22 protein-coding genes are annotated in these 22,071 nt (G+C 57.2%); 8 read left to right on the forward strand and 14 right to left on the reverse strand.

Going from position 1 to position 22,071, the window contains the following annotated elements; all coding sequences use genetic code 11:
* Positions 1 to 20 precede the first annotated feature (20 nt).
* The 4 genes from MTX78_RS03555 to MTX78_RS03570 all read right to left on the reverse strand — a co-directional run bounded on the left by MTX78_RS03555 (position 21) and on the right by MTX78_RS03570 (position 3,409).
* On the reverse strand, positions 21 to 1,079 hold the full coding sequence (locus MTX78_RS03555) for an MBL fold metallo-hydrolase (RefSeq protein ID WP_243799968.1): 1,059 nt from the start codon (positions 1,077 to 1,079) through the stop codon (positions 21 to 23).
* A 137-nt stretch (positions 1,080 to 1,216) separates the two neighbouring features.
* A complete protein-coding gene (locus tag MTX78_RS03560) occupies positions 1,217 to 1,927 on the reverse strand; it encodes a pirin family protein (RefSeq protein WP_243799970.1) in 711 nt (236 codons plus the stop codon).
* A 70-nt stretch (positions 1,928 to 1,997) separates the two neighbouring features.
* Positions 1,998 to 2,573 carry a nitroreductase family protein gene (locus MTX78_RS03565; protein WP_243799971.1) on the reverse strand — a complete coding sequence of 192 codons (576 nt, stop codon included), beginning with the start codon at positions 2,571 to 2,573 and terminating at the stop codon, positions 1,998 to 2,000.
* Between the two features lie 122 nt (positions 2,574 to 2,695).
* On the reverse strand, positions 2,696 to 3,409 hold the full coding sequence (locus MTX78_RS03570) for a pirin family protein (RefSeq protein ID WP_243799973.1): 714 nt from the start codon (positions 3,407 to 3,409) through the stop codon (positions 2,696 to 2,698).
* Positions 3,410 to 3,739: 330 nt separating this feature from the next.
* On the opposite strand from MTX78_RS03570, the gene MTX78_RS03575 reads away from it, so the two are divergent.
* Entirely contained in the window at positions 3,740 to 5,878 is a 2,139-nt protein-coding gene (locus MTX78_RS03575; protein WP_243799974.1) for a S9 family peptidase, read from the forward strand.
* 115 nt (positions 5,879 to 5,993) lie between these two features.
* Here the strand turns inward: MTX78_RS03575 and MTX78_RS03580 are convergent, their stop codons facing one another.
* Positions 5,994 to 7,319: a serine hydrolase gene (locus MTX78_RS03580; protein WP_243799976.1), complete on the reverse strand. Its 1,326-nt coding sequence runs from the start codon at positions 7,317 to 7,319 to the stop codon at positions 5,994 to 5,996.
* Positions 7,320 to 7,394: 75 nt separating this feature from the next.
* Positions 7,395 to 7,931 (reverse strand): hypothetical protein, encoded by a 537-nt coding sequence (locus tag MTX78_RS03585; RefSeq protein WP_243799978.1) that lies wholly within the window; start codon positions 7,929 to 7,931, stop codon positions 7,395 to 7,397.
* A gap of 69 nt (positions 7,932 to 8,000) precedes the next feature.
* Between MTX78_RS03585 and MTX78_RS03590 the strand changes: the two genes are divergently transcribed.
* Positions 8,001 to 8,924, forward strand: coding sequence for a glutamate--tRNA ligase family protein (locus tag MTX78_RS03590; RefSeq protein WP_243799979.1), 924 nt, complete (start codon positions 8,001 to 8,003; stop codon positions 8,922 to 8,924).
* A 20-nt stretch (positions 8,925 to 8,944) separates the two neighbouring features.
* Here the strand turns inward: MTX78_RS03590 and nfi are convergent, their stop codons facing one another.
* Positions 8,945 to 9,631, reverse strand: a complete 687-nt coding sequence (gene nfi / locus MTX78_RS03595; protein ID WP_243799981.1) for a deoxyribonuclease V — start codon at positions 9,629 to 9,631, stop codon at positions 8,945 to 8,947.
* A 205-nt stretch (positions 9,632 to 9,836) separates the two neighbouring features.
* Between nfi and MTX78_RS03600 the strand changes: the two genes are divergently transcribed.
* From MTX78_RS03600 to MTX78_RS03610, 3 genes are all read left to right on the forward strand, one after another.
* On the forward strand, positions 9,837 to 10,406 hold the full coding sequence (locus MTX78_RS03600) for a DUF1990 family protein (RefSeq protein WP_243799983.1): 570 nt from the start codon (positions 9,837 to 9,839) through the stop codon (positions 10,404 to 10,406).
* Positions 10,399 to 11,124, forward strand: coding sequence for a DUF1990 domain-containing protein (locus MTX78_RS03605; protein WP_243799985.1), 726 nt, complete (start codon positions 10,399 to 10,401; stop codon positions 11,122 to 11,124). Before MTX78_RS03600 ends, MTX78_RS03605 begins: the two co-directional genes overlap by 8 nt.
* A gap of 225 nt (positions 11,125 to 11,349) precedes the next feature.
* Positions 11,350 to 12,390, forward strand: coding sequence for an NAD(P)-dependent alcohol dehydrogenase (locus MTX78_RS03610; protein WP_243799987.1), 1,041 nt, complete (start codon positions 11,350 to 11,352; stop codon positions 12,388 to 12,390).
* Positions 12,391 to 12,512: 122 nt separating this feature from the next.
* Here MTX78_RS03610 and MTX78_RS03615 read toward each other — a convergent pair whose 3' ends face one another.
* The 4 genes from MTX78_RS03615 to MTX78_RS03630 form a co-directional block, all read right to left on the reverse strand.
* Positions 12,513 to 14,066, reverse strand: coding sequence for a serine hydrolase (locus MTX78_RS03615; RefSeq protein WP_243799989.1), 1,554 nt, complete (start codon positions 14,064 to 14,066; stop codon positions 12,513 to 12,515).
* A 65-nt stretch (positions 14,067 to 14,131) separates the two neighbouring features.
* Positions 14,132 to 14,632, reverse strand: coding sequence for a hypothetical protein (locus MTX78_RS03620; protein WP_243799990.1), 501 nt, complete (start codon positions 14,630 to 14,632; stop codon positions 14,132 to 14,134).
* Positions 14,633 to 14,748: 116 nt separating this feature from the next.
* A complete protein-coding gene (locus MTX78_RS03625; protein ID WP_243799992.1) occupies positions 14,749 to 15,990 on the reverse strand; it encodes a pyridoxal phosphate-dependent aminotransferase in 1,242 nt (413 codons plus the stop codon).
* 198 nt (positions 15,991 to 16,188) lie between these two features.
* On the reverse strand, positions 16,189 to 16,893 hold the full coding sequence (locus MTX78_RS03630; RefSeq protein WP_243799994.1) for a hypothetical protein: 705 nt from the start codon (positions 16,891 to 16,893) through the stop codon (positions 16,189 to 16,191).
* Positions 16,894 to 17,014: 121 nt separating this feature from the next.
* Here MTX78_RS03630 and MTX78_RS03635 point away from each other — a divergent pair, with 121 nt between their 5' ends.
* The 3 genes from MTX78_RS03635 to MTX78_RS03645 all read left to right on the forward strand — a co-directional run bounded on the left by MTX78_RS03635 (position 17,015) and on the right by MTX78_RS03645 (position 18,989).
* Positions 17,015 to 17,542 (forward strand): DinB family protein, encoded by a 528-nt coding sequence (locus MTX78_RS03635; protein ID WP_243799996.1) that lies wholly within the window; start codon positions 17,015 to 17,017, stop codon positions 17,540 to 17,542.
* Between the two features lie 37 nt (positions 17,543 to 17,579).
* Positions 17,580 to 18,005: a hypothetical protein gene (locus MTX78_RS03640; RefSeq protein WP_243799998.1), complete on the forward strand. Its 426-nt coding sequence runs from the start codon at positions 17,580 to 17,582 to the stop codon at positions 18,003 to 18,005.
* Positions 18,006 to 18,125: 120 nt separating this feature from the next.
* Positions 18,126 to 18,989, forward strand: coding sequence for an SDR family oxidoreductase (locus tag MTX78_RS03645; RefSeq protein ID WP_243800000.1), 864 nt, complete (start codon positions 18,126 to 18,128; stop codon positions 18,987 to 18,989).
* A 103-nt stretch (positions 18,990 to 19,092) separates the two neighbouring features.
* Here the strand turns inward: MTX78_RS03645 and MTX78_RS03650 are convergent, their stop codons facing one another.
* From MTX78_RS03650 to icd, 3 genes are all read right to left on the reverse strand, one after another.
* Positions 19,093 to 19,365, reverse strand: a complete 273-nt coding sequence (locus MTX78_RS03650) for a hypothetical protein (protein ID WP_243800002.1) — start codon at positions 19,363 to 19,365, stop codon at positions 19,093 to 19,095.
* Positions 19,366 to 20,060: 695 nt separating this feature from the next.
* A complete protein-coding gene (locus MTX78_RS03655) occupies positions 20,061 to 20,420 on the reverse strand; it encodes a hypothetical protein (protein WP_243800004.1) in 360 nt (119 codons plus the stop codon).
* Positions 20,421 to 20,733: 313 nt separating this feature from the next.
* Entirely contained in the window at positions 20,734 to 21,996 is a 1,263-nt protein-coding gene (gene icd / locus MTX78_RS03660; RefSeq protein ID WP_243800006.1) for an NADP-dependent isocitrate dehydrogenase, read from the reverse strand.
* Positions 21,997 to 22,071 lie beyond the last annotated feature (75 nt).

The raw sequence follows: 22,071 nt of genomic DNA on the forward strand, positions 1-22,071 counted from the left end.
GTTGTTTACCTGCCTGATAGCTACCGCAGTGGCCACCCAACTCCCTCTTTCAGCACAAGAAACACGCTGTCGGGAAGCTGCTTTTCGCGCAGCGCCTGCCGCAAATCTGCTACCGGTTCTGTCAAACCATCATCAGCCAACTGAAACGTGCCGAAGTGAGTGGCAATGCTACGCGGGGTACCTAGGTCGAGGTGGGCTTGCACTGCCTCGGCGGGCGCCGTATGGATAGGTTGCATAAACCAAACGGGCTGATACGCCCCAATTGGCAGAATAGCCAACCGGATGGGACCTTCACGGCGCCCGATTTCACTGAAATGCGGCCCGTAGCCGGTGTCGCCGGCGTAGTAAAGCGGGCCGGCGGTGGTGCGGAGCACAAAGCCGGTCCAGAGGGTTGCGTCCCGGTCGCGGAGGCCGCGGCCCGAGAAGTGCTGCGCTGGTACGCTTACTAGCTGCACCTTCGCGCTGAGCGGTTGCCGCTGCCACCAATCTAGGTCAGTGGCATTGGCAACGTGTTCTTCTTCCAAAAAGGCACGCACGCCTAAGCCAGCGAAGATGCGCGGCTGGTCGCGGGCAGCTAGGCGGCGCAACGTATTCAGGTCGAGGTGGTCGTAGTGATTGTGGCTGATGAGAATGGCGTCGATTTTAGGCAAGTCCTCGAACCGTATGCCCGGTGGCCGCAGCCGTTTCGGCCCAATCCACTGGAACGGGCTGGTCCGCTCGCTCCAAATCGGGTCGGTCAGCACATTCAGGCTATCGAACTGAAGCAAAAACGTGCCGTGATTGATAAACGTAACGCGTAACTCGCCTAGTCCCACCCGAGCTGGCGGTTTTGGGCCGTACGGCAAATTGGGTTGCTCGGGAAAGTCGCCTTTGTTGCGGTGCAGCTGCCACCTGAGCATGGGGCCGAGGCCTTCCTGGGCATGCACGCCACCGGCATTCTTGAACTGCTTGCCATCGAAATGCGCACTGACCGGGCCTTGGTAGCGCGGCGCCGAAATAGAACAGCCAATCAGGAAGGCCCCACCGGCCAGCAGCACCAGCAGCGCCAAAATTCCTAGTAACACGCGGCGCTTGGTCATGCTGGGGGCGAAAAGCAGAAGTGAGGATATAGCACAAAGCTCCGGCTTCGCGCATCGTCGGACGACAGCCGTGATACGGCGTGGCAGTCAGCAACGATGCGCGAAGCCGGAGCTTCGTGCCATCAGTAGGTATCGGGCTAGTGGTTTATGGGCGCTTCAATTACAATAAACTTGCTTTCGGCGGTGCATTCTATGCTTACCTCGGCGGTTTCCCACAGCCCAATACTTTCGCGGTAAACAAGAGGCTGCCCGTTCACGGTCAGCTCACCTTCCATCAGGAAGATGAACACGCCTTTGTTGAGCGGATTCAGGCTGTACGATACCGTTTGGCCGGCATCGAAGTAGCCAAGCGAGAGTTTGGCGTTCTGGTTGATCCAGCAATGGGCGGTGCCTTCCTCGTTGCTGACCACGGTGGTGAGTTGGTTGCGGCGCTTTTCGGCGGGGAAGTGGCGGCGCTGGTAGCGGGGCGTCACGTTTTGCAGCTTGGGCTCAATCCAGATTTGCAGGAAGTTCACCTCGTCGTCGCCGATGTTGTGTTCCTCGTGGCGCAGGCCGGTGCCGGCGCTCATAATCTGCACCCAGTCGGTGGATACTTCCTCTTTGAAACCCAACGAATCGATGTGGTTCATGCGACCTGCCAGCATCACCGAAATGATTTCCATGTTGGCGTGCGCATGCAGACCGAAGCCGTTGCCAGGCTGCACAAAGTCGTCGTTGAAAACGCGCAGCAGCCCAAATCCGCTTCGTGCCGGATTGGCATAGGGGCCGAAGCTGAGCGAGAAATTGCTTTGCAGCCAGCCAATGTCTTTCAGGCCCCGCTCGGCGGGACGAATAATGGTGTGTGGCATATAGGTGTGCGAGTGAAATGGAAAGGAAGACAGCAGGTGTAGTCGCGAAGCCAAGACTTCGCGCTACTGGCTACTTAAGTTCGCCGTGAAAGGCAATGGCATCAACGGATTTGCGCTGGCGCGGCGCTTTTTCGCGGCTCAGAAACGGCTCTTCTAACTGCTCGGCTTCGCCGAGGTAGCCCAGCGCAATGAAGGCAACCGGCTGAAGCGTATCGGGCAGTTGAAACAGTTCTTTGGTCCGAGCCTGATCAAAGCCGCCCATAAAGTGAGTGTATAGGCCCAGGGCAGTGGCTTCCAACGACAGGTTGCCATTAGCCATGCCCAAGTCGTGGAGGGCAGCGCCGTTGGGGTTGCCATTATCGTAATGGGTTTTGGCCAGCGCCAGAATCAGGACGGGGGCATTTTTGGCCCAGGGTTGGTTGCCGGGCATCAGGCAATCCACCATTTTCTGAAACGCTTCCTGGTCGGCGTGGTGGGCGTAGATATAGCGCCACGGCTGCTCGTTCATGGCACTGGCAGCCCAGGAGGCTGCTTCAAATACTTGGTTTAGTGTGTCGGGCCCAACGGCGTAGCTGGCAAAAGAACGGGGGCTCCACCGCTTGCGGATGGTTTCGAGAACAGGATAGGTTGTGGTGGCGAGTTTCATAAAGTAGGTAGCTGAGTGATGCTCGAATGAAAGAAGAATCTCCTGGATATTGTTGAGGCGCAATCCTGATTGTTGTTTCAGGAGCACCGTAGTCTGGCTATAAGCTTACTAGTACGAGGTGGTTATACACTCATGGGTACGTCCATCAGCAACAAGCGCGTGTTGCTGTCGGCTTTGATGGTGAACGAGTCGGTGGCCCATACGCCGAAACCGTCGCGGCGGTGCAGCGCCTGGCCTGCCACCGTAGCGTCGCCTTCCAGCACGAATACGTACACGCCGTTGCCGGGGCGCTTCACCTGATAGTCGGCCGAAAAATCAGCATCGAAATCGGCCAGGTGAAACCACGCATCCTGATGAATCCAAACGCCGGCATCGTCGGGGTTCGGCGACAGTACTTGCTGAAACTGGTTGTGGCGGTCTTCAGCCCGGAACGTTTGCTGATCGTAGCGCGAAGGCACGTTGCGCTTGTTGGGGAACAGCCAGATCTGCAAGAACTGCACTTCATCGGTTTTGCTATGGTTTTTCTCGCTGTGCGCGATGCCCGTTCCGGCGCTCATCACCTGCACGTCGCCGCTCTGGATGATGCCGTGGTTGCCGGCACTATCCTTGTGTTCTAAGGTGCCGGAAAGCGGAATACTGATGATTTCCATGTTGTCGTGCGGGTGGGTCCCGAAACCCATGCCCCCGGCCACGGTATCGTCGTTGAGGACGCGCAAAGCGCCGAAGTGTACCCGCTGCGCGTTGTTGTACCCGGCAAAGCTGAATGTATGATACGAGTTAAGCCACCCGTGGCTGGCATGGCCGCGTGAGTCGGCGGTGTGGAGGAGCGTTTGCATGAGCTGGAAGTGAAAGTCTAAATGATTTCCCGTCAAAGATACGGAATATATGTACATACATCAATTGCTAGAGAAAGTTCATTTCACTTCTATATATCGTCTTGCAAATTGTATGGCTGGTAGCGCTGCTGTGCAACGTATGGGCGGGAGAGGGGTCTTAGGGGGCAGAAAAGCACCAGGGAAGCGACAACTGCTTCTTGGGTGGTTGCTCTGCACCGTGCCGATCCGGCGAGACGAGTCCGCATTGTGTAATTTCACCCATTCACTTCTCAACAGCTTAACGATTCCTACATGCTTAGAATGTGCACGCGGCAACTGGCCGCAGTGATAATGCTTTTCCAAGTGTTGCTGGTGGCGCAAGCACATGCGCAGTTCGGCCCCGGCACCCAATGGACTAAAGACGGGTACAGCTACATGAATGCCGACGGAGGCGAGATTGTGCAGCTTGATGCCCGCGACAACAGCAAGCGTACCGTGCTCGTGAGCAAGGCCCTGCTCACCCCCCAAGGCCAGTCGGCGCCGATTGAGGTGCGCCGGTTCGCGTTTTCCGAGGACGGCAGCAAAGTGCTCATCCACACCAACACCCAAAAAGTATGGCGCTACGATACCCGCGGCGACTATTGGGTGGCCGACTTGAAAGCCAACACGATGGAGCAACTCGGCAAAGGCCGGCTCGCGTCGTCGTTGATGTTTGCTAAGTTCTCGCCCGATGGCACGCGCGTGGCGTACGTAAGCGAGCATAATATCTACGTGGAGGACCTGGCTTCATCCACCATCAAGCCCCTAACCACCGATGGTACGGTGTCGATGATCAACGGCACATTCGATTGGGTGTACGAAGAGGAACTGGACTGCCGCGACGGTTTCCGCTGGTCGCCGAACGGGCAAAGCATTGCCTATTGGCAGCTGGATGCGGGTAAGACCAAAAACTACCTGATGCTCAACACCACGGATCAGCTCTACCCCTTCACGGTTCCGGTGGAGTACCCGGTGGTGGGCGAAGACCCAAGCCGCTGCCGGGTGGGCGTGGTGCCTGCGCAGGGTGGCGCTACCACCTGGATGAAGGTGCCCGGTGATGCCGTGCAGCACTACATCCCCCGCATGGAGTGGGCCGCTAATTCCACTGAGCTTATCATTCAGCAGCTTAACCGCCGCCAAAACGAAAGCAAGCTGATGCTCTGCACTGCCAGCTCTGGTGATGTAAAACCCATCTACTCGGAAACCGATAAGGCCTGGATTGATGCCAAAGCCGAGGCCGTAGGCTGGGACTGGATTGATGGCGGCAAGAGCTTTATCTGGGTAAGCGAGAAAGACGGTTGGCGCCACATCTACTCGATGAACCGCAACGGCCAGCCGAAGCTGCTCACCAAAGGCAACTACGACGTCATCAGCATGCAGCTGGTGGACGAAAAGAACGGCGTTATCTACTTCACCGCCTCGCCCGACAATGCCACCCAAACCTACCTCTACAAAGTGGCCCTGAAAGGCGGCAAGGCTGAGCGCGTAACCGCCAAAGAGCTGGCGGGTAGCCACAGCTATGATATTTCGCCAAACGGCAAGCTGGCGCTGCACAACTTCTCTAGCAGCTCCACGTTCCCGGTCGCCGATGTCGTGTCGTTGCCGGACCACAAACGCCTGAGCGGCGGCGAAATTCCGGAGCGGGCCAAGTCGATTAAACTGCCTAAGGTCGAATTCTTCCAGGTGAAAACCGTGGACGGTGTGACCCTGGACGGCTGGATGGTGAAGCCTTCTAACTTCGACCCCGCCAAGAAATACCCCATCGTGTTCTACGTGTACGGCGAGCCTGCCAGCCAGACCGTAACAGACCGTTTCGGAACGGGCCTGAACCGCCTCTACGCCGGCAGCATGGCCGACGACGGCTACATTTACGCTTCCCTGGAAAACCGCGGTGCGCCGGCCCCACGCGGCCGGGAGTTCCGCAAGGCCATCTACCACAACATTGGGTTGCTCAACATCCGCGACCAGGCCATGGGCGCCAAAGAGGTATTGAAAAACGCCTTCGTGGATACGAGCCGCGTAGCGGTGTGGGGCTGGAGTGGCGGCGGTTCGTCGACCCTCAACCTGATGTTCCAGTACCCGCAGATTTACAAAACTGGTATTTCCATTGCCGCCGTTGATAATCAGCTCAACTACGACAACATCTACCAGGAGCGGTACATGGGTTTGCTTCCTGAAGACAGAAAGTACTTCGTGGAAGGCTCGCCGCTGAGCCACGCCCAAAACCTGCGCGGCAACCTGCTGCTCGTGCACGGCACCGGCGACGACAACGTGCACTACAACAACGCCGAGCAGATGATCAACGAATTGGTGAAGCACAACAAAACCTTCCAGCTGATGGCTTACCCCAACCGGAGCCACAGCATCTCGGAGGGCGAAGGCACCAGCCGACACCTAGCCAGCACCTACACCAAGTTCCTGAAAGAGCACTGCCCACCCGGCGCCCGCTAACTCAAGTTTAAAAAAGGCCTCCAGATGAATTCTGGAGGCCTTTTTTTGTTGATGCCAACTCATGGCAAGCGTTGTGGTGGGACTCGCTGTGGCTGGGTGCCGATGGTTGAAACGGCTACTCTTTGACTAAGCGGCGCGCACCCAACACATGGCCTTCCGGCGCTAGCCATTGCAGCAGATAAAGGCCCTGAGGAAGCCCCGCTAGAGAAATAGTGGTTTCACTAGAGGCTGCGAGCTGCTTCAAAACCACACGGCCGGTCGCATCGAGCAGATGCAGGCGAAGGGTGCCGGGCACAAAGGAAGCCGTGACGGTAGCAGTGGCCGGGTTGGGATACAGCTGTGCGGCAGGCTTGGAAATAGCGGCAGAAGCGGCCAGTGGCCGGCACTGCACAGCCGCCATCAGGTAGCGCCACAGCTCGGCGTCAAAGCTTGATAGCGCTAGGCGGCTGTCGCCGGCTTCTTTCCCCTGGCGGACCACTACCAGCCCCAAGCTAGAAACCACGTAGATTTTTTGGTCGTTTTTGCCGAGTGCGCCAATAAGGTCGGCGGGGGCAGTAGGGATGAGCGGGCCCGTGAAGGTGGTTTGCTGCGGGCCCGGCAACCGGTAGGTGCTTTGCCCGTTCAGCCACCACAAGTAGCCGTAGCTGCGGTTGAGCGGTTGGGAAGGTGTGGTCATGTGGCGGAAATAGGAAGTGTCGCGCAGAATGGCCGTGCCGTTCCAGGTGCCGCGGGCCAGCGTCAGCAACCCAAAGCGAGCCATGTCGCGCGCCCGGCTGTAGTAGGTGCCCTGCACCCACAACCCGTTCATGCCAATGCGGGAAGCCAGCCGCTGGTTGGTGTAGTGGTTGAAGGTCAGGCCGCTGGCAGCAGCCACTACATTCTGCAACAGCAAATAAGGGGCATTGTGGTATGCCCAGCGTGTGCCCGCATCGGCGCGGTAAAGCAGGCAGCCCGGTGTTTGACTGTCGGCGGTGCAGGGCACGGGCGGGGTATCGTCGAGGCCGGTGGTCATGGTGAGCTGGTGGCGCACCGTAATGAGTCGTTCCTTGAGTGGTGGCGCCGAGGTCCAGCTCTGCCCCAGGGTGCGCGAGGTGCTGTCGGAGAGCCGCAACAGGCCGTCTTGCTGCGCAATACCTATCAAAATAGCCGTGAGCGACTTGCCGGCCGACGCCCAGTACCACACCGAATCCTGAGTGTAAGTGCCGTAGTAGCGCTCCACCACCATGCGGCCATCCTTGAGCACCAAAAACGACTTAGTTTGCTTGCGGCCTAAGAAGATAAGCAGCGAATCGAGTTGTGGCTGACACCACCCTAGGCTTTGCGGCGACGTAGTAGCCCAGGCGCCTGCCGCCGGCGGAAAATACAAAGCGGATTGCTGGGCATGGGCAGGCAACGCTCCCAACGAGAGCAACCAGATCAGCAGGAGCAGAGTGTATTTCATGTGGCAGCAAGGTAAAGAAGGTGCCACTTGGATGATGCACGGCTTTCAAAGTTTAAATGCCGCCGCTTCAGCAACTTACCGCCGCAGCACCGCCCCTCCCGAAGCAGGTGGCGTCACTTCCACCGGAACGTTGTTGAGGTGAAAGCGGGAGCGAATAAGTTGGTCGCAAGCGCAGCAGCCCGTGCCTTCCTTGTACGACAACGCAATGTTGGTCACGTCGTACTGCCGCTGAGCAGCCGGTATCACAATGCGGTAGCTATGGGTTTCGACGGGCAAATACTCGCCAGCGCGGGGTGGAAACAAGCCGTTGAAGGACAAGACAAAAGTTGCCCGAATGTCTCGATACCCATAGCCAGACCGTAACTGCGCCGTATCAAGGGGCTGTTGGTAGTTGTTTAGGGCGTAGCGCACCACGTAGGTTGAACGCAGGTCAGCCCACCGGAACCCATTGTTTAAGCTATCCGCATCAAACCGAAGCGCGAATCCTTCGGGAATGCACGCGTCGCAATCAACAGTACCGCATCCGCAGCCAGCCAGTAGGGCCAGCATAGGTAGTGGCAAACCCCACTTGATAAACACTGAAGTACCGAGTTGCATACCGTCTATCATCATAAATGAGCACAGAAAAGATGCCTCCGCAATCAGAAAGGTTGGCAGGTTGGTAGTACATTTTCAGGCCCTATGCTGCAGTTTCCTTCTCTTCCCGTCGTTTCGCGCTTGGCGCCCACCCCGAGCGGGTTTTTGCACCTCGGCAATGCCGTGAACTTCACGCTAACCTGGCTGCTCACGCGCCGCGCCGGTGGCACCTTGCACCTGCGCATCGACGACCTTGACCGCGCACGGTTTCGGCCCGTGTACCTCGCCAACGTCTTTGAAACCCTTGACTGGCTTGAACTCGACTACGACCACGGCCCCAGTGGCCCCGACGATTTCGAGCGCCACTATTCCCAGCGCTATTTCCTGGCGGAGTATGAAGCCAGTTTACAGGCTGCTCGCGCCGCTCAACCCACCCTGTTTTACGCCTGCCGCTGCTCCCGCACCGACCTGGCCCGTGCCACGCCGCCCGGCAGCACCACGTACCCCGGCACCTGCCGCCCTCAGCTGCTCCCCCTCGATGCGCCCGAAACTGCCTGGCGGGTCCACGTCCCTGGCACCCTCACGGTGGCAGTGCCCGACCTTCTGCAAGGCCCGTTGATAGTTCCGCTAACCGCTGAAGTAGGTGACGTTGTGGTGCGCAAAAAAGACGGTACCGCTGCTTATCAGCTGGCCTCAGTGGTAGATGATGTGCGGCTGGGCGTCACGCTGATTGTGCGTGGGCTGGACTTGTTGCCTAGCACCGCCGCTCAACTCTGGCTGGCTACGCACATACCCGGCATGGCGGCCTTCCAACACACGCAGTTTGCGCACCATGGCCTACTGCTGGACGAAGATGGGCACAAACTGTCTAAATCAACCCAGGCTGGTGCCCGGCGCGGGATTCTTGCGGAGGCCAGCCACCCGCGGGTGGTATATGCCGCGGTGGCTAGGCTGCTTGGCTTGCCACAACCTGCCGGGGAGTCGCTGGGAGCCTTACGCGCGGCTCTCAACGACTCCCTGGCAGAGTAGCTACAGTTTCTGAGCAAGCCTTACTTCAGTTCTTTCTTGAACTCCTCAGCCCAGTAATCGGCGAGGCGAGTGGGTTCGGGGAGCTTGTAGCCGCGCAGGCACGCCAGCGTGAGGCGGGTAGCCGTGGCTTGGTCGCAGCGGTGGCCGGGGCTCACGAACAGCGGCTGCACCTTGTCCTTGGAGCGAATCACTTCACCCAGCAACTCGCCGTTTCGGTCGTTGAGCGGCGAGATGCTGCCTTTGGTGAGGGCGGGCTCCTGAAACGTGCCGGTAAGTTTCTGTTTGGCTACCCCGAAGGTGGGCATATCAAGCAGCACGCCCAAGTGGGCTGCAATACCCATGCGGCGTGGGTGCGCAATGCCGTGGCCGTCTACCATGATAATATCTGGCTTCTGCTGGAGCTTCTTGTAGGCTTCCAGCACGTTGGGCGCCTCACGGAAAGACAGCAGGCCCGGGATGTAAGGCACTTCCACGGTGCCCACGTTCCACACTTTTTCTACGAGTTCCAACGAAGGAAAGCGCAGCAGCACAAACACCGACAGTATGGTTTCGGGTGTGGGAAACGAGGAGTCGCAGCCGGCAATGAATTGGGGCTCCCGCGCCAGCGGCTCCTGCCGGACGCGGGTGCGCATTTCATCTTGTAGGCGCGTTAAGTCACGTACAACAACAGGGTCGGCGGGGGGACCGGGTGGGCGGTAATAGGCCATAGGGTTGCGGATGAGGAGGTGGCAGGGTGTGAGGTATGTACTCGTAGGCTGGGGTCGAGGTTGGGCGCACGCCAATTCGGGCAGTATTGCATGGCTTGCGTATTGAAAACCGCCTGCTCCACTTGAGGCCCACCCCAGAGCATGGTACTCTATTCTTGGGGCAGGCACGTATACAAAACGCCAACCTGCAAACGCCTTATCTGCCATGCCTAAATCCGAACAACCTGCTCATACTGGGAGCGGCGCTTTTTTCGAGCGTCGCTATTGGGTTGATGTCCAGCACCCGCGCCAGACGGCCACTGAACTTATGCACTACATTCAGTGCCACGTGCCCGATTTCTCGCCCGATCTGCTGGCTGAGTTCGAGAAATCGAAAGGAGATTCTCCGTGCTTGCGCGTCGAAGATGAGTTTCGTATCAAAATTCTAGGGCCTTGGAACGGGGATGTGCGCGTAACTGAAGTGGGGGCCAACCATTTCGAGCTCGTAACCCTGGAAAACCACCCGGAAGCGGGCCATATCCAGTTTTCCTTGCATCCGCACCCTTCGCTGCCCGACACGGTGCACTTCGAGATTCACTCGTGGGCTCGCTCGCGCGACGGATTAGTTGCTTTCACCTACGACACCCTTGGGATGGGCAAAAAGGTGCAGCAGCAAACCTGGGAAACCTTCTGCCAGCGCGTGGCCTCCTACGCTGGTGGCCTACAGCTCGGCCCGGTGCACGTCGAGACGGTGAAGCAGGACGATTCCGAAACGAAAGTCACGCACGATGCCTAAGCCGCCGCCCTTGGATGAGCGGCAAAAAGCCCGTCTCGCCGCCTACGAAAAGGCCACCTACAACTTCGACCCAGACCGCACCCACGAGTACACCCGCTCAACCGGCTGGAACGTGGACGACTACGAAACCGAGCTACCCGCCGAAACCCCCGGCCCACCGGCAGCCCACGGGGCGTGGGCTTCCGCCTGCGAAGTGCTGCGCAACTACACGTTTCCCCCACCCAACCTCATCACCGGCATCTTCGTGCCCGACCAACCGCTGGAACAGCGCGTCATGGTGTTGCGCGGGCAGTTTTTGGGGTTTTCGTTCTGGTTTGGCGTGCGCATTGGCGGCGTTACCGATGAGCGGCGGTCACTACCCGAGGGCGGGGAAGAGCAAGTGTGGGGTTACAACTACCGCACCCTAGAAGGCCATTTCGAGCGTGGCGAAATCACCTTCACCGTGCACAAAAACCTTACGACGGGCCGCGTCGTGTTTCGTATTCATGCCTTTTCCCAAACCGGCCGCATCCGCAACCCCTTCTATTGGCTGGGTTTCAAGCTCTTCGGTCGGATGCTGCAAAAGCGTTTCTCGCGCCACTCCATGCAGCGGCTAAAGGCCCAGGTCGAGGACATGCTCCGGGAAGGGTGGCAGGCTCCGGTGGCAGGCGGTGCAACTCCCGTGCAATCCACTGCTGCGCATGCACAAGCCAAGGAGCAACTAAACAAAGCCACATAGAACGCAGAGCCCGTAGGTGGTGGTGAGTGCGGCAACACGAGTTTGCAACACTGGCAGAGCACTGATGGGCAGCGGATTGCTGCAGGAAACAGGCAAAGCCGACTGCCATTGACCTTGCCTGTAACTAGCCTTCCGCACCATTTGGTTGTATCGCCCTGAAACTTTCCTTCCTGGAAACGGTTAAACGCATTCGTTCTGCCTGTTTTTCCAAAACCAACTTTTCTAATGATAGAAGCAAAAGGGTACGCCGCTTCGGCTGTCCACGAACCTCTCACGCCTTTCCAATTCGAGCGCCGCGACGTAGGGCCGCACGATGTACGCATCGAAATCCTGTTCTGCGGCGTCTGCCACTCTGATGTGCACCAAGTGCGCGACGAGTGGGGCGGCTCGATTTTCCCGATGGTGCCCGGCCACGAAATTGTGGGCCGCATAACCGAGGTAGGCGCACACGTGAAGAACTTTAAAGCCGGTGACTTGGCTGGTGTAGGCTGCATGGTAGACTCCTGCCAGCACTGCCCCGAGTGCAACGACGGCCTAGAGCAGTACTGCGACAATGGCTTCGTAGGAACCTACAACGCCCGCGAGAAAGACGGCACGCCCACCTACGGCGGCTATTCCAACAACATCGTTGTGACCGAGAAATTCGTGTTGCGCGTGTCCGAGAAACTAGACCTAGCTCGGGTTGCCCCGCTGTTGTGCGCTGGCATCACCACTTGGTCGCCGCTGCGTGAGTGGAACGCCAAAGAAGGCGACCGGGTAGCCGTAATGGGCTTGGGTGGTCTGGGCCACATGGCCGTGAAATTTGCCGCCGCTATGGGCTGCGAAGTGACCGTACTTAGCACCTCGGCCAACAAAGAAGCAGATGCCAAAGCCTTGGGCGCCCACAAATTCGTGGTAACCAAAGACGAGGAAGCCATGAAGTCGGTAGCCAACTACTTCGACCTCATCATCAACACGGTGTCGGCTCCTATGGACCTGACGCCCTACGTAGGCAGCCTCCGCCGCGATGGAACCATGGTGCTGCTTGGCGTACCGCCCGAAGCACCTCAGTTGCACGCCTTCAACCTGATTGCCAAGCGCCGCCGCATTGCTGGCTCGCTCATCGGAGGCATCAAGGAAACCCAGGAAATGCTGGATTTCTGCGCCGAACACAACGTTGTGTCTGACGTAGAGGTTATCCGCATGGATTACATCAACGAAGCCTACGAGCGGATGATAAAGTCCGACGTGAAGTACCGCTTCGTGATTGACTTGGCCACGCTCTAACTTGTAGCCCGAGCATTACGTAGCTTGAACAGAAAGCCCTTGGCAAACCGGTACCGGTGCCAAGGGCTTTCTTGTTTTATTGGGTGCTGCAAGGCTGGCCCGTACGTGTTTGGAATGCTGTACTACAGCTTCCCGAACACGTACGGGTCGTATTCCACATAGTCGTTCACGCGCAGCTCCACGGTCTTCACTTTGTTGCCTTCCACCTCGAACTTGGCGGGCATCACACCAAATACCAAGTCGGAGTACGTGGTGCGGAACTCCTGGCCGTCCATGTAGTCGAGGGTGGCGGTGAGGCCGGGGTGAGTGGGAAATTCGATGAGCAGCTGCTTGCCTTTCTGGCTGATGCTGATGGGCCCGAACAGCCTGTTTTCGAATTTGCCGGTGTAAGCACTCAGCGGTAGTGCCGGCTTGTTCTTTTTGCTGACCCGTTCGGCCAGCGCTTTTGTGGGGTCAACTTGGGTGGCTTCAGCCTGTTGCTTGCGTTTCAAGGCTTGGGCGCTACGGTCCACGTACGGCACGCCGAGGTAGCTGTCGAGCAGTTGGTAGCGCAGCATCTCGAAGAAGCTCTGGTTGTCGTTGTTGGTGAGGATGGCAATGCCCAACCCGGCCTCTGGCACGAAGCACACATTGCTGACTTCCCCGGAGGCGCCGCCCGTGTGCCAGAACAACTGCTTGCCATTGTAGTCCGCCGCCAGCACCCCAAGGCCGTACGTAGTGAAGTGCATCGGGAGCACCGAGGACTTGCGGCTGTTGAGTATGGTGTTGGCGTCGCGGGTTTTGCGCAGTGCCGCCCATGGTACTAGTTGCTTGCCCTCGTAGCGGCCACTATCCAGCTGGAAGCGCAGCCATTTGGCCAGGTCCGTTACATTGGACACCATGTTGGCAGCGGGGCCCATGTTATCCCAGTTGTCGAACGGTACCTTGGCCAGCGGCCCGAAGGTGTTGGAGTAGGCGTGCGCAATGTTAGGCCGTTGGGCAAAGCCAGCCGAAGTGGTGTAGGTGGAGGTCATGCCCAGCGGCTGCAACAGGTTTTGCTGCACGTAGTTTTCCCAGGAAGTGCCACCCGTAGCGGCGGGCACCACTTCCCCGGCTGCCACAAAGCCGGAGTTGCTGTAGCCATAGTCGCGCCGGAACTGCCCACCGGGCTTCATCAGCCGCATGCGCCGCACAATCTCGGCCCGTTGAATATTGGACTTAAAGAACGAGAAGTCGCCTTGAAAGGTCTTGAAGCCGAAGTGGTGACTCATCAGGTCGCGTACGGTCACCATGTGGGAAGCCAGCGAATCATATAGCCGGAATTCGGGCAGGTACTTCGTGACTTTCTCGTCGAGGTTGATTTTCTTTTCCCCGTCCAGCTTGGCCAGCGACGTGCCCGTGAACAGCTTGGTGTTGGAGGCAATCATGAACAGGGTATTGGCATCCACTAGCTCAGGCTTGCCCACTTCGCGCACACCATAGCCTTTCTGCACCACCACTTTCCCGTCCTTCACCACCACTAGCGCCAACCCCGGAATTTGCCACTGCCGCATGCCGCGCCGGATGTAGCTGTCGAGGCTATCGGTTACGAAGCGGTTAGGGGTTGCGGCCGTGTTCTGAGCCAGTGCGGCGGAAGTACCGCTCAGCAGCAAAGCAGCCGCTACAGTCAGGCGACGAAGGGAGTAGGAAAGGGGCATGCAGCAGGACTGGAATGAAAAGCTACTCAAGAAAGGTAAAAGTAGGTCGGGAAAACAAGCGTTGCTTAATTGCTTTCCACTGGGTATCGGAACGTGCCTTCTATAGTCAGGCGCTTGCCACCGCGGCCCGATTCGCAGACCGTGCACCGGAAGCTGCCCGCCAACCAGTGCCGTTCCCCGTTAATGGCCGTGACGGTGACCGAGCCCGGATTATCAGCACACGATTTAGAGTACGCCGCTGTAGTGCCAAAGCGGTAAGAAGCATCCCGGTTGCGGCCGCTCAGAATCTCCTGGAAACTGTAGGTGCCGGTCTTCAGCGGAAAACGGTCGATGAGAATGGTGAGGCCTTCGCCGTCGGGGTCATCGGCCCGCACCACGTTGAGGGTGAGCGTACGGTCGGGGCTGAGAAAGAACCGTGAGCTACTGGTGTCCGCTTTCACCGGTTGCCCGTTGATGCGCAACGTAAGAGCCCGCACCAACGGCTGGGGCGGCGCAAGCTGAGCAGGGGTGGAAGTAGCAGCCAGCAAACAAAGCCCGGCAAGCCAAAGAAGTGCAGCGTGTTTCATCGGGGCCAATTCAGACAAGAATCAGCCCAAAAGATAACGCAACGCCCTCAAACAGTTCGCCGCCCCTGGGCAAAGCGTAAGGGGCAGCGAACTGTTTGAGGGCGTTGTGGCGAGCGTTAGGCGTGAGCCTGCGCCTTCTGAACGTCCTGCGCCTGTGCTTGGGGCTCTATCCGACCAGGATATTGTTGCAATGCCAACGCCAGGCAGTCCATGGCTCTGTTGATAGAGGTTTGGTTTACCACGTATGCCAAGCGAATCTGCTGCTGGCCGAGGCCCGGCGTGGCGTAGAAACCAGCGGCCGGCGACACCATGAGCGTCTCGCCGTTGTGCTCGAACTTCTCTAGAAGCCACTGCGCAAACCGGTCGGTATCATCGACGGGGAGGTGGCAGAGCACGTAGAAAGCACCGCCGGGCGTAGGGCAGAACACGCCCGGCATTTGGCGTAGGCGCGCCACCAATAAGTCGCGGCGGGCTTGGTACTCGGCTTTCGTGAGGTCGAAGTAAGAATCAGGAAGGTCGGTGGCGGCTTCTCCCAAGAGCTGCGCCAAGCCGGGCGGACTCACGCGCATCTGTGCAAACCGCAAAGCCGCTTCTTGCAAGTCCTTGTTCTTGGTAACGAAGGCGCCAATACGGGCTCCGCAGGCACTATAGCGCTTGGATATGGTATCAAGCAACACCACGTGCTGGTCGGCGTCGGGGAGGTGCAGCGCGCTGATGTAGGGCGCATCGTAGCAGAACTCGCGGTAGGCCTCGTCGGAAAGCAAAAACAGGTCGTGCTTGCGGCACAGCTCCAATACCCCCGTCAGCTCCGCGCGGCTATACACGTAGCCGGTAGGATTGTTGGGGTTGCAAATCATGATGGCGCGCGTCCGGGGCGTAATCACCTGCTCGAAATCGGTGAGTGGCGGCAATGCAAACCCGTCTTCGATGTACGACGTGACGGGCACCAGCGTGATGCCGGCCGCCACGGCAAACGCCGTATAGTTGCCGTAAAACGGCTCTGGTACAATCAGTTCGTCGCCGGGGTTGAGGCAGCACATCAAGGCAAACAGAATAGCCTCACTGCCCCCCGTGGTAATCAGCAGGTCGTTGGCCGTCACGTTGATGCCGGCGCGCTGATAGTAGTCGGCTAGCTTGAGGCGGTAGCTTAAGTGGCCCGCACTTGGGGAGTACTCCAGCACCCGAATATCTACCTGCTGCACCGCCGCCATCACCGCCGGAGGCGTTTCAATATCGGGTTGCCCGATGTTGAGGTGGTGCACCGTCAGGCCACGCCGCTTTGCAGCGTCGGCGAAGGGTGTCATTTTACGAAACGGAGAAGCCGGAATATCCTGACCGCGCTGTGATACTTGCAACATAGGCCCAAAGATAAGGGCTACCCCGTTAGCCCTCTGTCTTTTATGCCGGGAAAGTGCTACGAATCGTTTAATTGTAATGCAACCTATACGCAATTGCACCACGTGCTGCAGCTACGCAGGACGCTGGCTGGGTGGCCTAGTACCGAATAGTTGCCGCACGTGGTGCAACCCCAACTGTGGTGTCGTATAGCAAATGGCTTACGTTAGTGGCTCGCGTGCAGGGTCGCGGACGATTAGCGTGAGGGTGGTTTGCACGTAGTCGTTCATCTTCACAACCGGCGTTTTGCCGAGGCTGTCGAAGTCGCCGTTGATGTCGGTGAAGCTGATGACCTGCGTGAATAAGGGCTTGTCTTCCACATCTTTCAGCAAGCCGCCTACCACGCCTCCTAGTTGCAGCAGCAGCTCGGCCGCCCGCACCGGAGCATTCGCAATAACCCGTACTACTTCAGTCACCAAGTTGCGGTAATCGTCGGAGTTGCGGGCCTGTTCCATCACGGCGGCGGTATCACGGAGGCCTTGCTTGCTTTTCAGCACCGATAGCAGCACGTGCACTTGCGAAGGCACTGGCCCTTCGGGCTCGCTCTGCTTCCAGTAATACGCCGTTTTATCAACGGGTAGGTCTTCGTCGTCGTCAATGCGGGCGAAACCGGAGAGGGTCAGCGTTTGGGGCTCTGGGTTTAGGTTGTCGAAGACGACGAGCAGCAAGTATACATCGGCAAAGCCTGGAAAAGGCCACACCTTGGCTGTCCGGTTGTTCTTAACCAGCACCCGCGACAGGCGCACTTCCAAACCCGTCACGGTCTGCGAATCCGGAATGCCAGGGTCTTGGGTGCGGGTGGCCAGCGGTGACGCCGGCAACGATACAGTGGAAATAACAGCGTTGGTTAGTAAGTCGAGAGCCATAAGAAAACAGAATGGAAAAAGAAGGGTAAAACCAAACTCACTACATTTCAAAAGCAAGGTGCTGGGGTGCTTCCCTAGCCCGTACCAGCCAACAAGCCCACCCAGATTCGGTTACGCATCCATGACATCTTCTCCTACACCTCAACCCGAATTCTGGTTGCGCGGCCCGCTACCCAACGTGCCGCCCTTGTTGCAACCCATAGCGCACGCGCTGCTGCAAGCCCGCCAAGAAGTGGAAACCGCCCTAGCTGATTTTCCCGATGCACACCTAACAGCCCGGCCCGCCGGCGTGGCGTCGGTAGGCTTCCATCTGCGGCACCTAGCTGGCGTGCTCGACCGAATGCAAACCTACGCCCGTCATCAGCCCCTCTCCGAAACCCAGTTAGCCTATTTAGCGGCCGAAAATAACGTGCCGACTGCCCCTGGTAGTACTACCGCTCTGGTGCAGCATTTCCGAGAAACCGTAGACCAACTGCTTGCCTACCTGCCTACCGTGCCAGAAAGTAGTTTGCCAGAGTTCCGGCCAGTGGGCCGTAAGCAGCTACCAAGCACTGTTATAGGTTTGCTGATACATGCCGCCGAGCATACCACTCGCCACGTCGGCCAACTGCTCGTGACGGCCCGGGTGGTGCAAGCCGGCTTGGGGTAGTCCTGTGGCCATATTCCAGCAATTGCTTTCGTATTTCATGTCGGCAAAAAACCAGCGTCTTCCGCTGCCTCCAAAACCATTAACCTCCATTGCGGAGTGTCAGCAGCAGCTTCTTGAGCAGTTGAAAAGCGGGGAGTACGCCTTTTCCTCCGCTGATAAGGAAGGCTACAGAACACTTTGCTACTATCGCCAGGCTTTCCTGTTTGTGTCGGTGGGGGATGAGGGAACCAGCGTGCTGCGGCTACCCAATGAGGAAGGGCTGCTTGCTTACCTGTGGCGCCAGAGTGGTAGCAAACTGGTGTTGGTGGACGGAAAATACCAATGGAGCTACGACTTGACGGAGGCTGAAAAGCTAGAAAAATGGCAAGAAATTCAAGTTGGGTTGTCGCCCTTTACCGAGTCGAGCCAGCAGTTTGTGAGCCGCGTACTAGCGGAATTTGCGGGGTTGGTGCCGCCTCCATAAGTTGGTTTCCGGCTTCCCAAGTGGCATATAGTAGCACAACAGGCGGGGTGTGGGAGCCAGGCTCCACAATAACCAGAAGTGCGAATCATCGTTGGTAAAAGCCAATCTTCTACTAACGCTATGGAAACGAAACCAACATCCCTACCGCCCCAGGCCCAAGACCAGCAGCCCGGCATCGAACAGGGAATGACACCCCGGCCGGAGTATATCCGCCCCGGTTATAAAGGCAGCGACAAGCTACAAGGCAAAATAGCCCTCATCACCGGCGGCGACTCTGGCATTGGCCGCTCTGTTGCCGTGCACTTCGCTCGGGAGGGGGCCGATGTCGCCTTCACTTACCTGCCTAGCGAAGAGCAGGACGCCTACGAAACTCGGCAACTAGTGGAGCAGGAAGGCCGCCGGTGCCTGTCGTTGCCTGGCGACCTCCGCGACCCGCAGTTCTGCCAGTCCATCGTCGACCAAGTTGTACAAGAGCTAGGCGGCTTGAACATCCTGGTTAACAATGCCGCCGAGCAGTTCGTGAGCACCGACCTGACGGAAGTGTCCGACCAGCAGTTTGAAGATACGTTCCAGGTGAACTTCTTCTCGTTTGTGCGGGTAACCCGCGCCGCATTGGCTCACCTCAAGGAAGGCGACTGTATCATCAACACGTCGTCTATCAACGCCTACCGTGGCAACCAGCAACTAGTGGACTATACGTCCACCAAAGGCGCCATTACGGCCTTCACCCGCTCCATGGCGCAGCAACTTGCTGAAAAGAAAATCCGCGTCAACAGCGTAGCACCAGGCCCCATCTGGACGCCCTTAATTCCGGCCAGCTTCCCACCAGAGAAAGTAGCTTCCTTCGGCAAGGACACCACAATGAAGCGCCCCGGTCAACCGTCCGAGGTTGGTACGTGCTACGTGTTCCTGGCCTCCGACGACTCCACGTACATCACCGGGCAGGCGCTGCACCCCAACGGCGGCGAAATCCTGAATACGTAGAACTCCAAGCCTATTTGCATCAGGCTGTGTGCTTCACGCTCGAAAACACAAGCAGCCGCTCGGTTTCGAGCGGCTGCTTGTGTTTTCAACCAAATAGTGGTTTCTACTGGCCAGTGGTAGCGCCTGGGGCGGCGCCAGCCGTGGTAGTGCCTTCCGAGGTAGTAGGAGCCGTGGTAGCACCTGCGCTTTCCGGATTGGTATTGGCATCGGGCACCGGAACGGCGTTGGGGTCTTGCTGTACCGTAACTGTATCGGAACTGGCAGCTTCAGTGTTGGTAGTACCGGCTTCGGTGCTAGCCGCGCCTTCTTGGTTGCCGCCACACGATGCGAAAGTAAACGAGGCCGCAGCCAGTAAAAGGAACAATGCTTTTTTCATAGGGAAGCAGTATAGTAGGCAAGAAGTGTAAATCCGTGGTTGGTTGCCGAGTGTGGCAACCTCCGGTTAATACGAGCTACTAGTGCAGGTAACCCAATTTTCTAGCAAAGACCGTCTGTCTGCTTGGTGAAAGTGCTCAGCAAATGGAACTGCTGGCAGCTGTTAATGAAAACAGTGAGTCTCAGAGTGTATGAAGCACAAAAAAACCGACCCAGTTGCTTGGATCGGTTTTTTGAGCTGTAGAAGAAGGATTCGAACCTCCACGGTGTAGTTAGCCGGCCGCCGGACCAGTTTTTCCCGAATCACCACCCCCGAGAGAGGAGGGTATGTCTGCCAGTTTCATCATTCTACAAGATAATCCCGCGCCGTTTGCGTTGGAGAATATCAAAGGTAGGGCTCAAAATTTAATAGGCAAGCATATGGAACTAAAAAAGTAGAAATGCTTCGTGCTGTCCGTTGCAGCTCAGGACCCCAGCAGTTACATCAAACCACAGCTTAACAATCCTATTGATATACACTGCTAGTGCGTGTTTGATAACGTGTGACTTGTTGTGCAACAACTACAAAAGCAACACCGGATAGGCGGCGCGGAACTGAATTGCGGCAGTGGTGAAGTGCAAAAGTATAGTCCAGTAGTAAGGACTGTTCTCGCGGAAATTATCCTTATCACTGGCCTAGTAGTGCAAAGTGCCCAATTAGTTATTCTTCATGTACTGATAAGCACCTTGTAGAAACTGAAAGCCCCCGAAGATAATGGCGCCCCAGGTCATAAAGTAGCTGCCCCCTTGCTCGGAGGCCAAGTAATAGGTGCCACCCGTAACAAGCGAACCACCTAAAAACCAGAGTCCACCAGTGCGCATATTACTGATTGCCTGTTCTTTGTAAGCTTCTTGAAATTGATTTCGCATATTCTGCGTGACAACTGCTGCATCTTCTACAGCAAGTCCTTTCTCAACAAGCTCCCTCTCTATCTCTGCATCCGATTTACCCGCAACAACCAGCCTAGCTGTGTAATCATACACTTCTTGTACACTTAGTTCTTCAACAATTTCCATAAATAAAGGTGTATAGTTTGCTCGCAATATACTAATAAAGTGCAATTATAATGTAAATGTTAAATTGTGGTTTAATTTTCTGCCAAGATTAAAGCTTTGCTCACTACGCATCTAAACAGATGATTATCAAGGGAAATTGCCTTTCCACTGCTCTCAGTATGTGGTATTACATCTACGATTAGCCAAAACTATCTAGGCACACAAGATAGAATGCTATAAGGACTAGGAATCAAACCCGCATCAAACAAAACCCCGCGCCAGCCTTACAGCCAACGCGGGGTTTCTTTTAAACTACTTGTTTACTACCGAGCCACTACATCCGGTTGATAATCTCGTCGCCGAACTCGCTGCATTTCAGCAGGGTAGCCCCTTCCATTAGGCGCTCGAAGTCGTAGGTGACGCGCTTGGAGGCAATGGCGGCTTCTAGGCCTTTGTAGATGAGGTCGGCGGCTTCCTGCCAGCCCATGTGTTCGAACATCATGGCACCGGAGAGGATAACCGAACCGGGGTTCACTTTGTCGAGGCCGGCGTACTTGGGTGCGGTGCCATGCGTAGCTTCGAAGATGGAGTGCCCAGTCACGTAGTTGATGTTGGCGCCGGGCGCAATACCAATACCACCTACAATGGCGGCCAGGGCGTCGGAGATATAGTCGCCGTTCAGGTTCAGGGTAGCTACCACCGAGTACTCGGCGGGGCGGAGCAGGATCTGCTGCAGGAAGGCATCGGCAATGCTATCCTTGATCAGGATCTTGCCGCCGTCAAGAGCTGCTTTCTGCTGCGCGTCGGCTACTTCCTGGCCCTGCTTGGCTAGCACCCGGTCGTACTGGCTCCAGGTGTACACTTTGTCGCCGAATTCCTTTTCAGCCAACTCGTAGCCCCAGGTTTTGAAGGCGCCTTCCGTGAACTTCATGATGTTGCCTTTGTGCACAATCGTTACCGAAGGTTTCTTGTGCTCAATAGCGTATAGAATAGCGGCCCGTACCAACCGCTCGGTGCCTTCCTTGGAAACCGGCTTGATACCAAACGACGACGTTTCGGGGAAGCGAATTTTTTTCACGCCCATCTCGTCTTGCAGAAATTCCAGCATTTTCTGCGCCTGCGGAGTGCCGTTCATGTACTCAATGCCCGCGTAAATGTCTTCGGTGTTCTCCCGGAAGATCACCATATCGGTCAGCTCGGGCTGCTTAACGGGCGAAGGAACGCCATCGAACCAGCGCACGGGGCGCACACACGAGTACAGGTCTAGCTCCTGGCGCAGGGCCACATTCAGGGAACGGATGCCGCCGCCAACGGGCGTGGTTAGGGGGCCTTTGATTCCCACGAGGTATTCGCGGAAAGCATCGAGGGTTTCGTTAGGGAGCCAATTACCCGTTTGCTTGAAAGACTTTTCACCAGCTAACACTTCTTTCCACGCCAGCTTACGCGAACCACCGTAGGCTTTTTCTACAGCCGCGTCAAATACTCGCACAGAGGCCGCCCAGATGTCCGGACCGGTACCATCGCCTTCAATGAAGGGAATGATGGGCTGGTCGGGTACATTCAGCTTGCCGTTTTTGATGGTGATTTTTTCTGCCATTGGGAAATTGTCAGTTGTTAATTGACGGTTATTGGTGTTTTGGGTAGTTGAGGTTTAGCAAGGGCCTTGGTAGAC

The organism is Hymenobacter tibetensis (genome assembly GCF_022827545.1).
GTDB lineage: Bacteria > Bacteroidota > Bacteroidia > Cytophagales > Hymenobacteraceae > Hymenobacter > Hymenobacter tibetensis.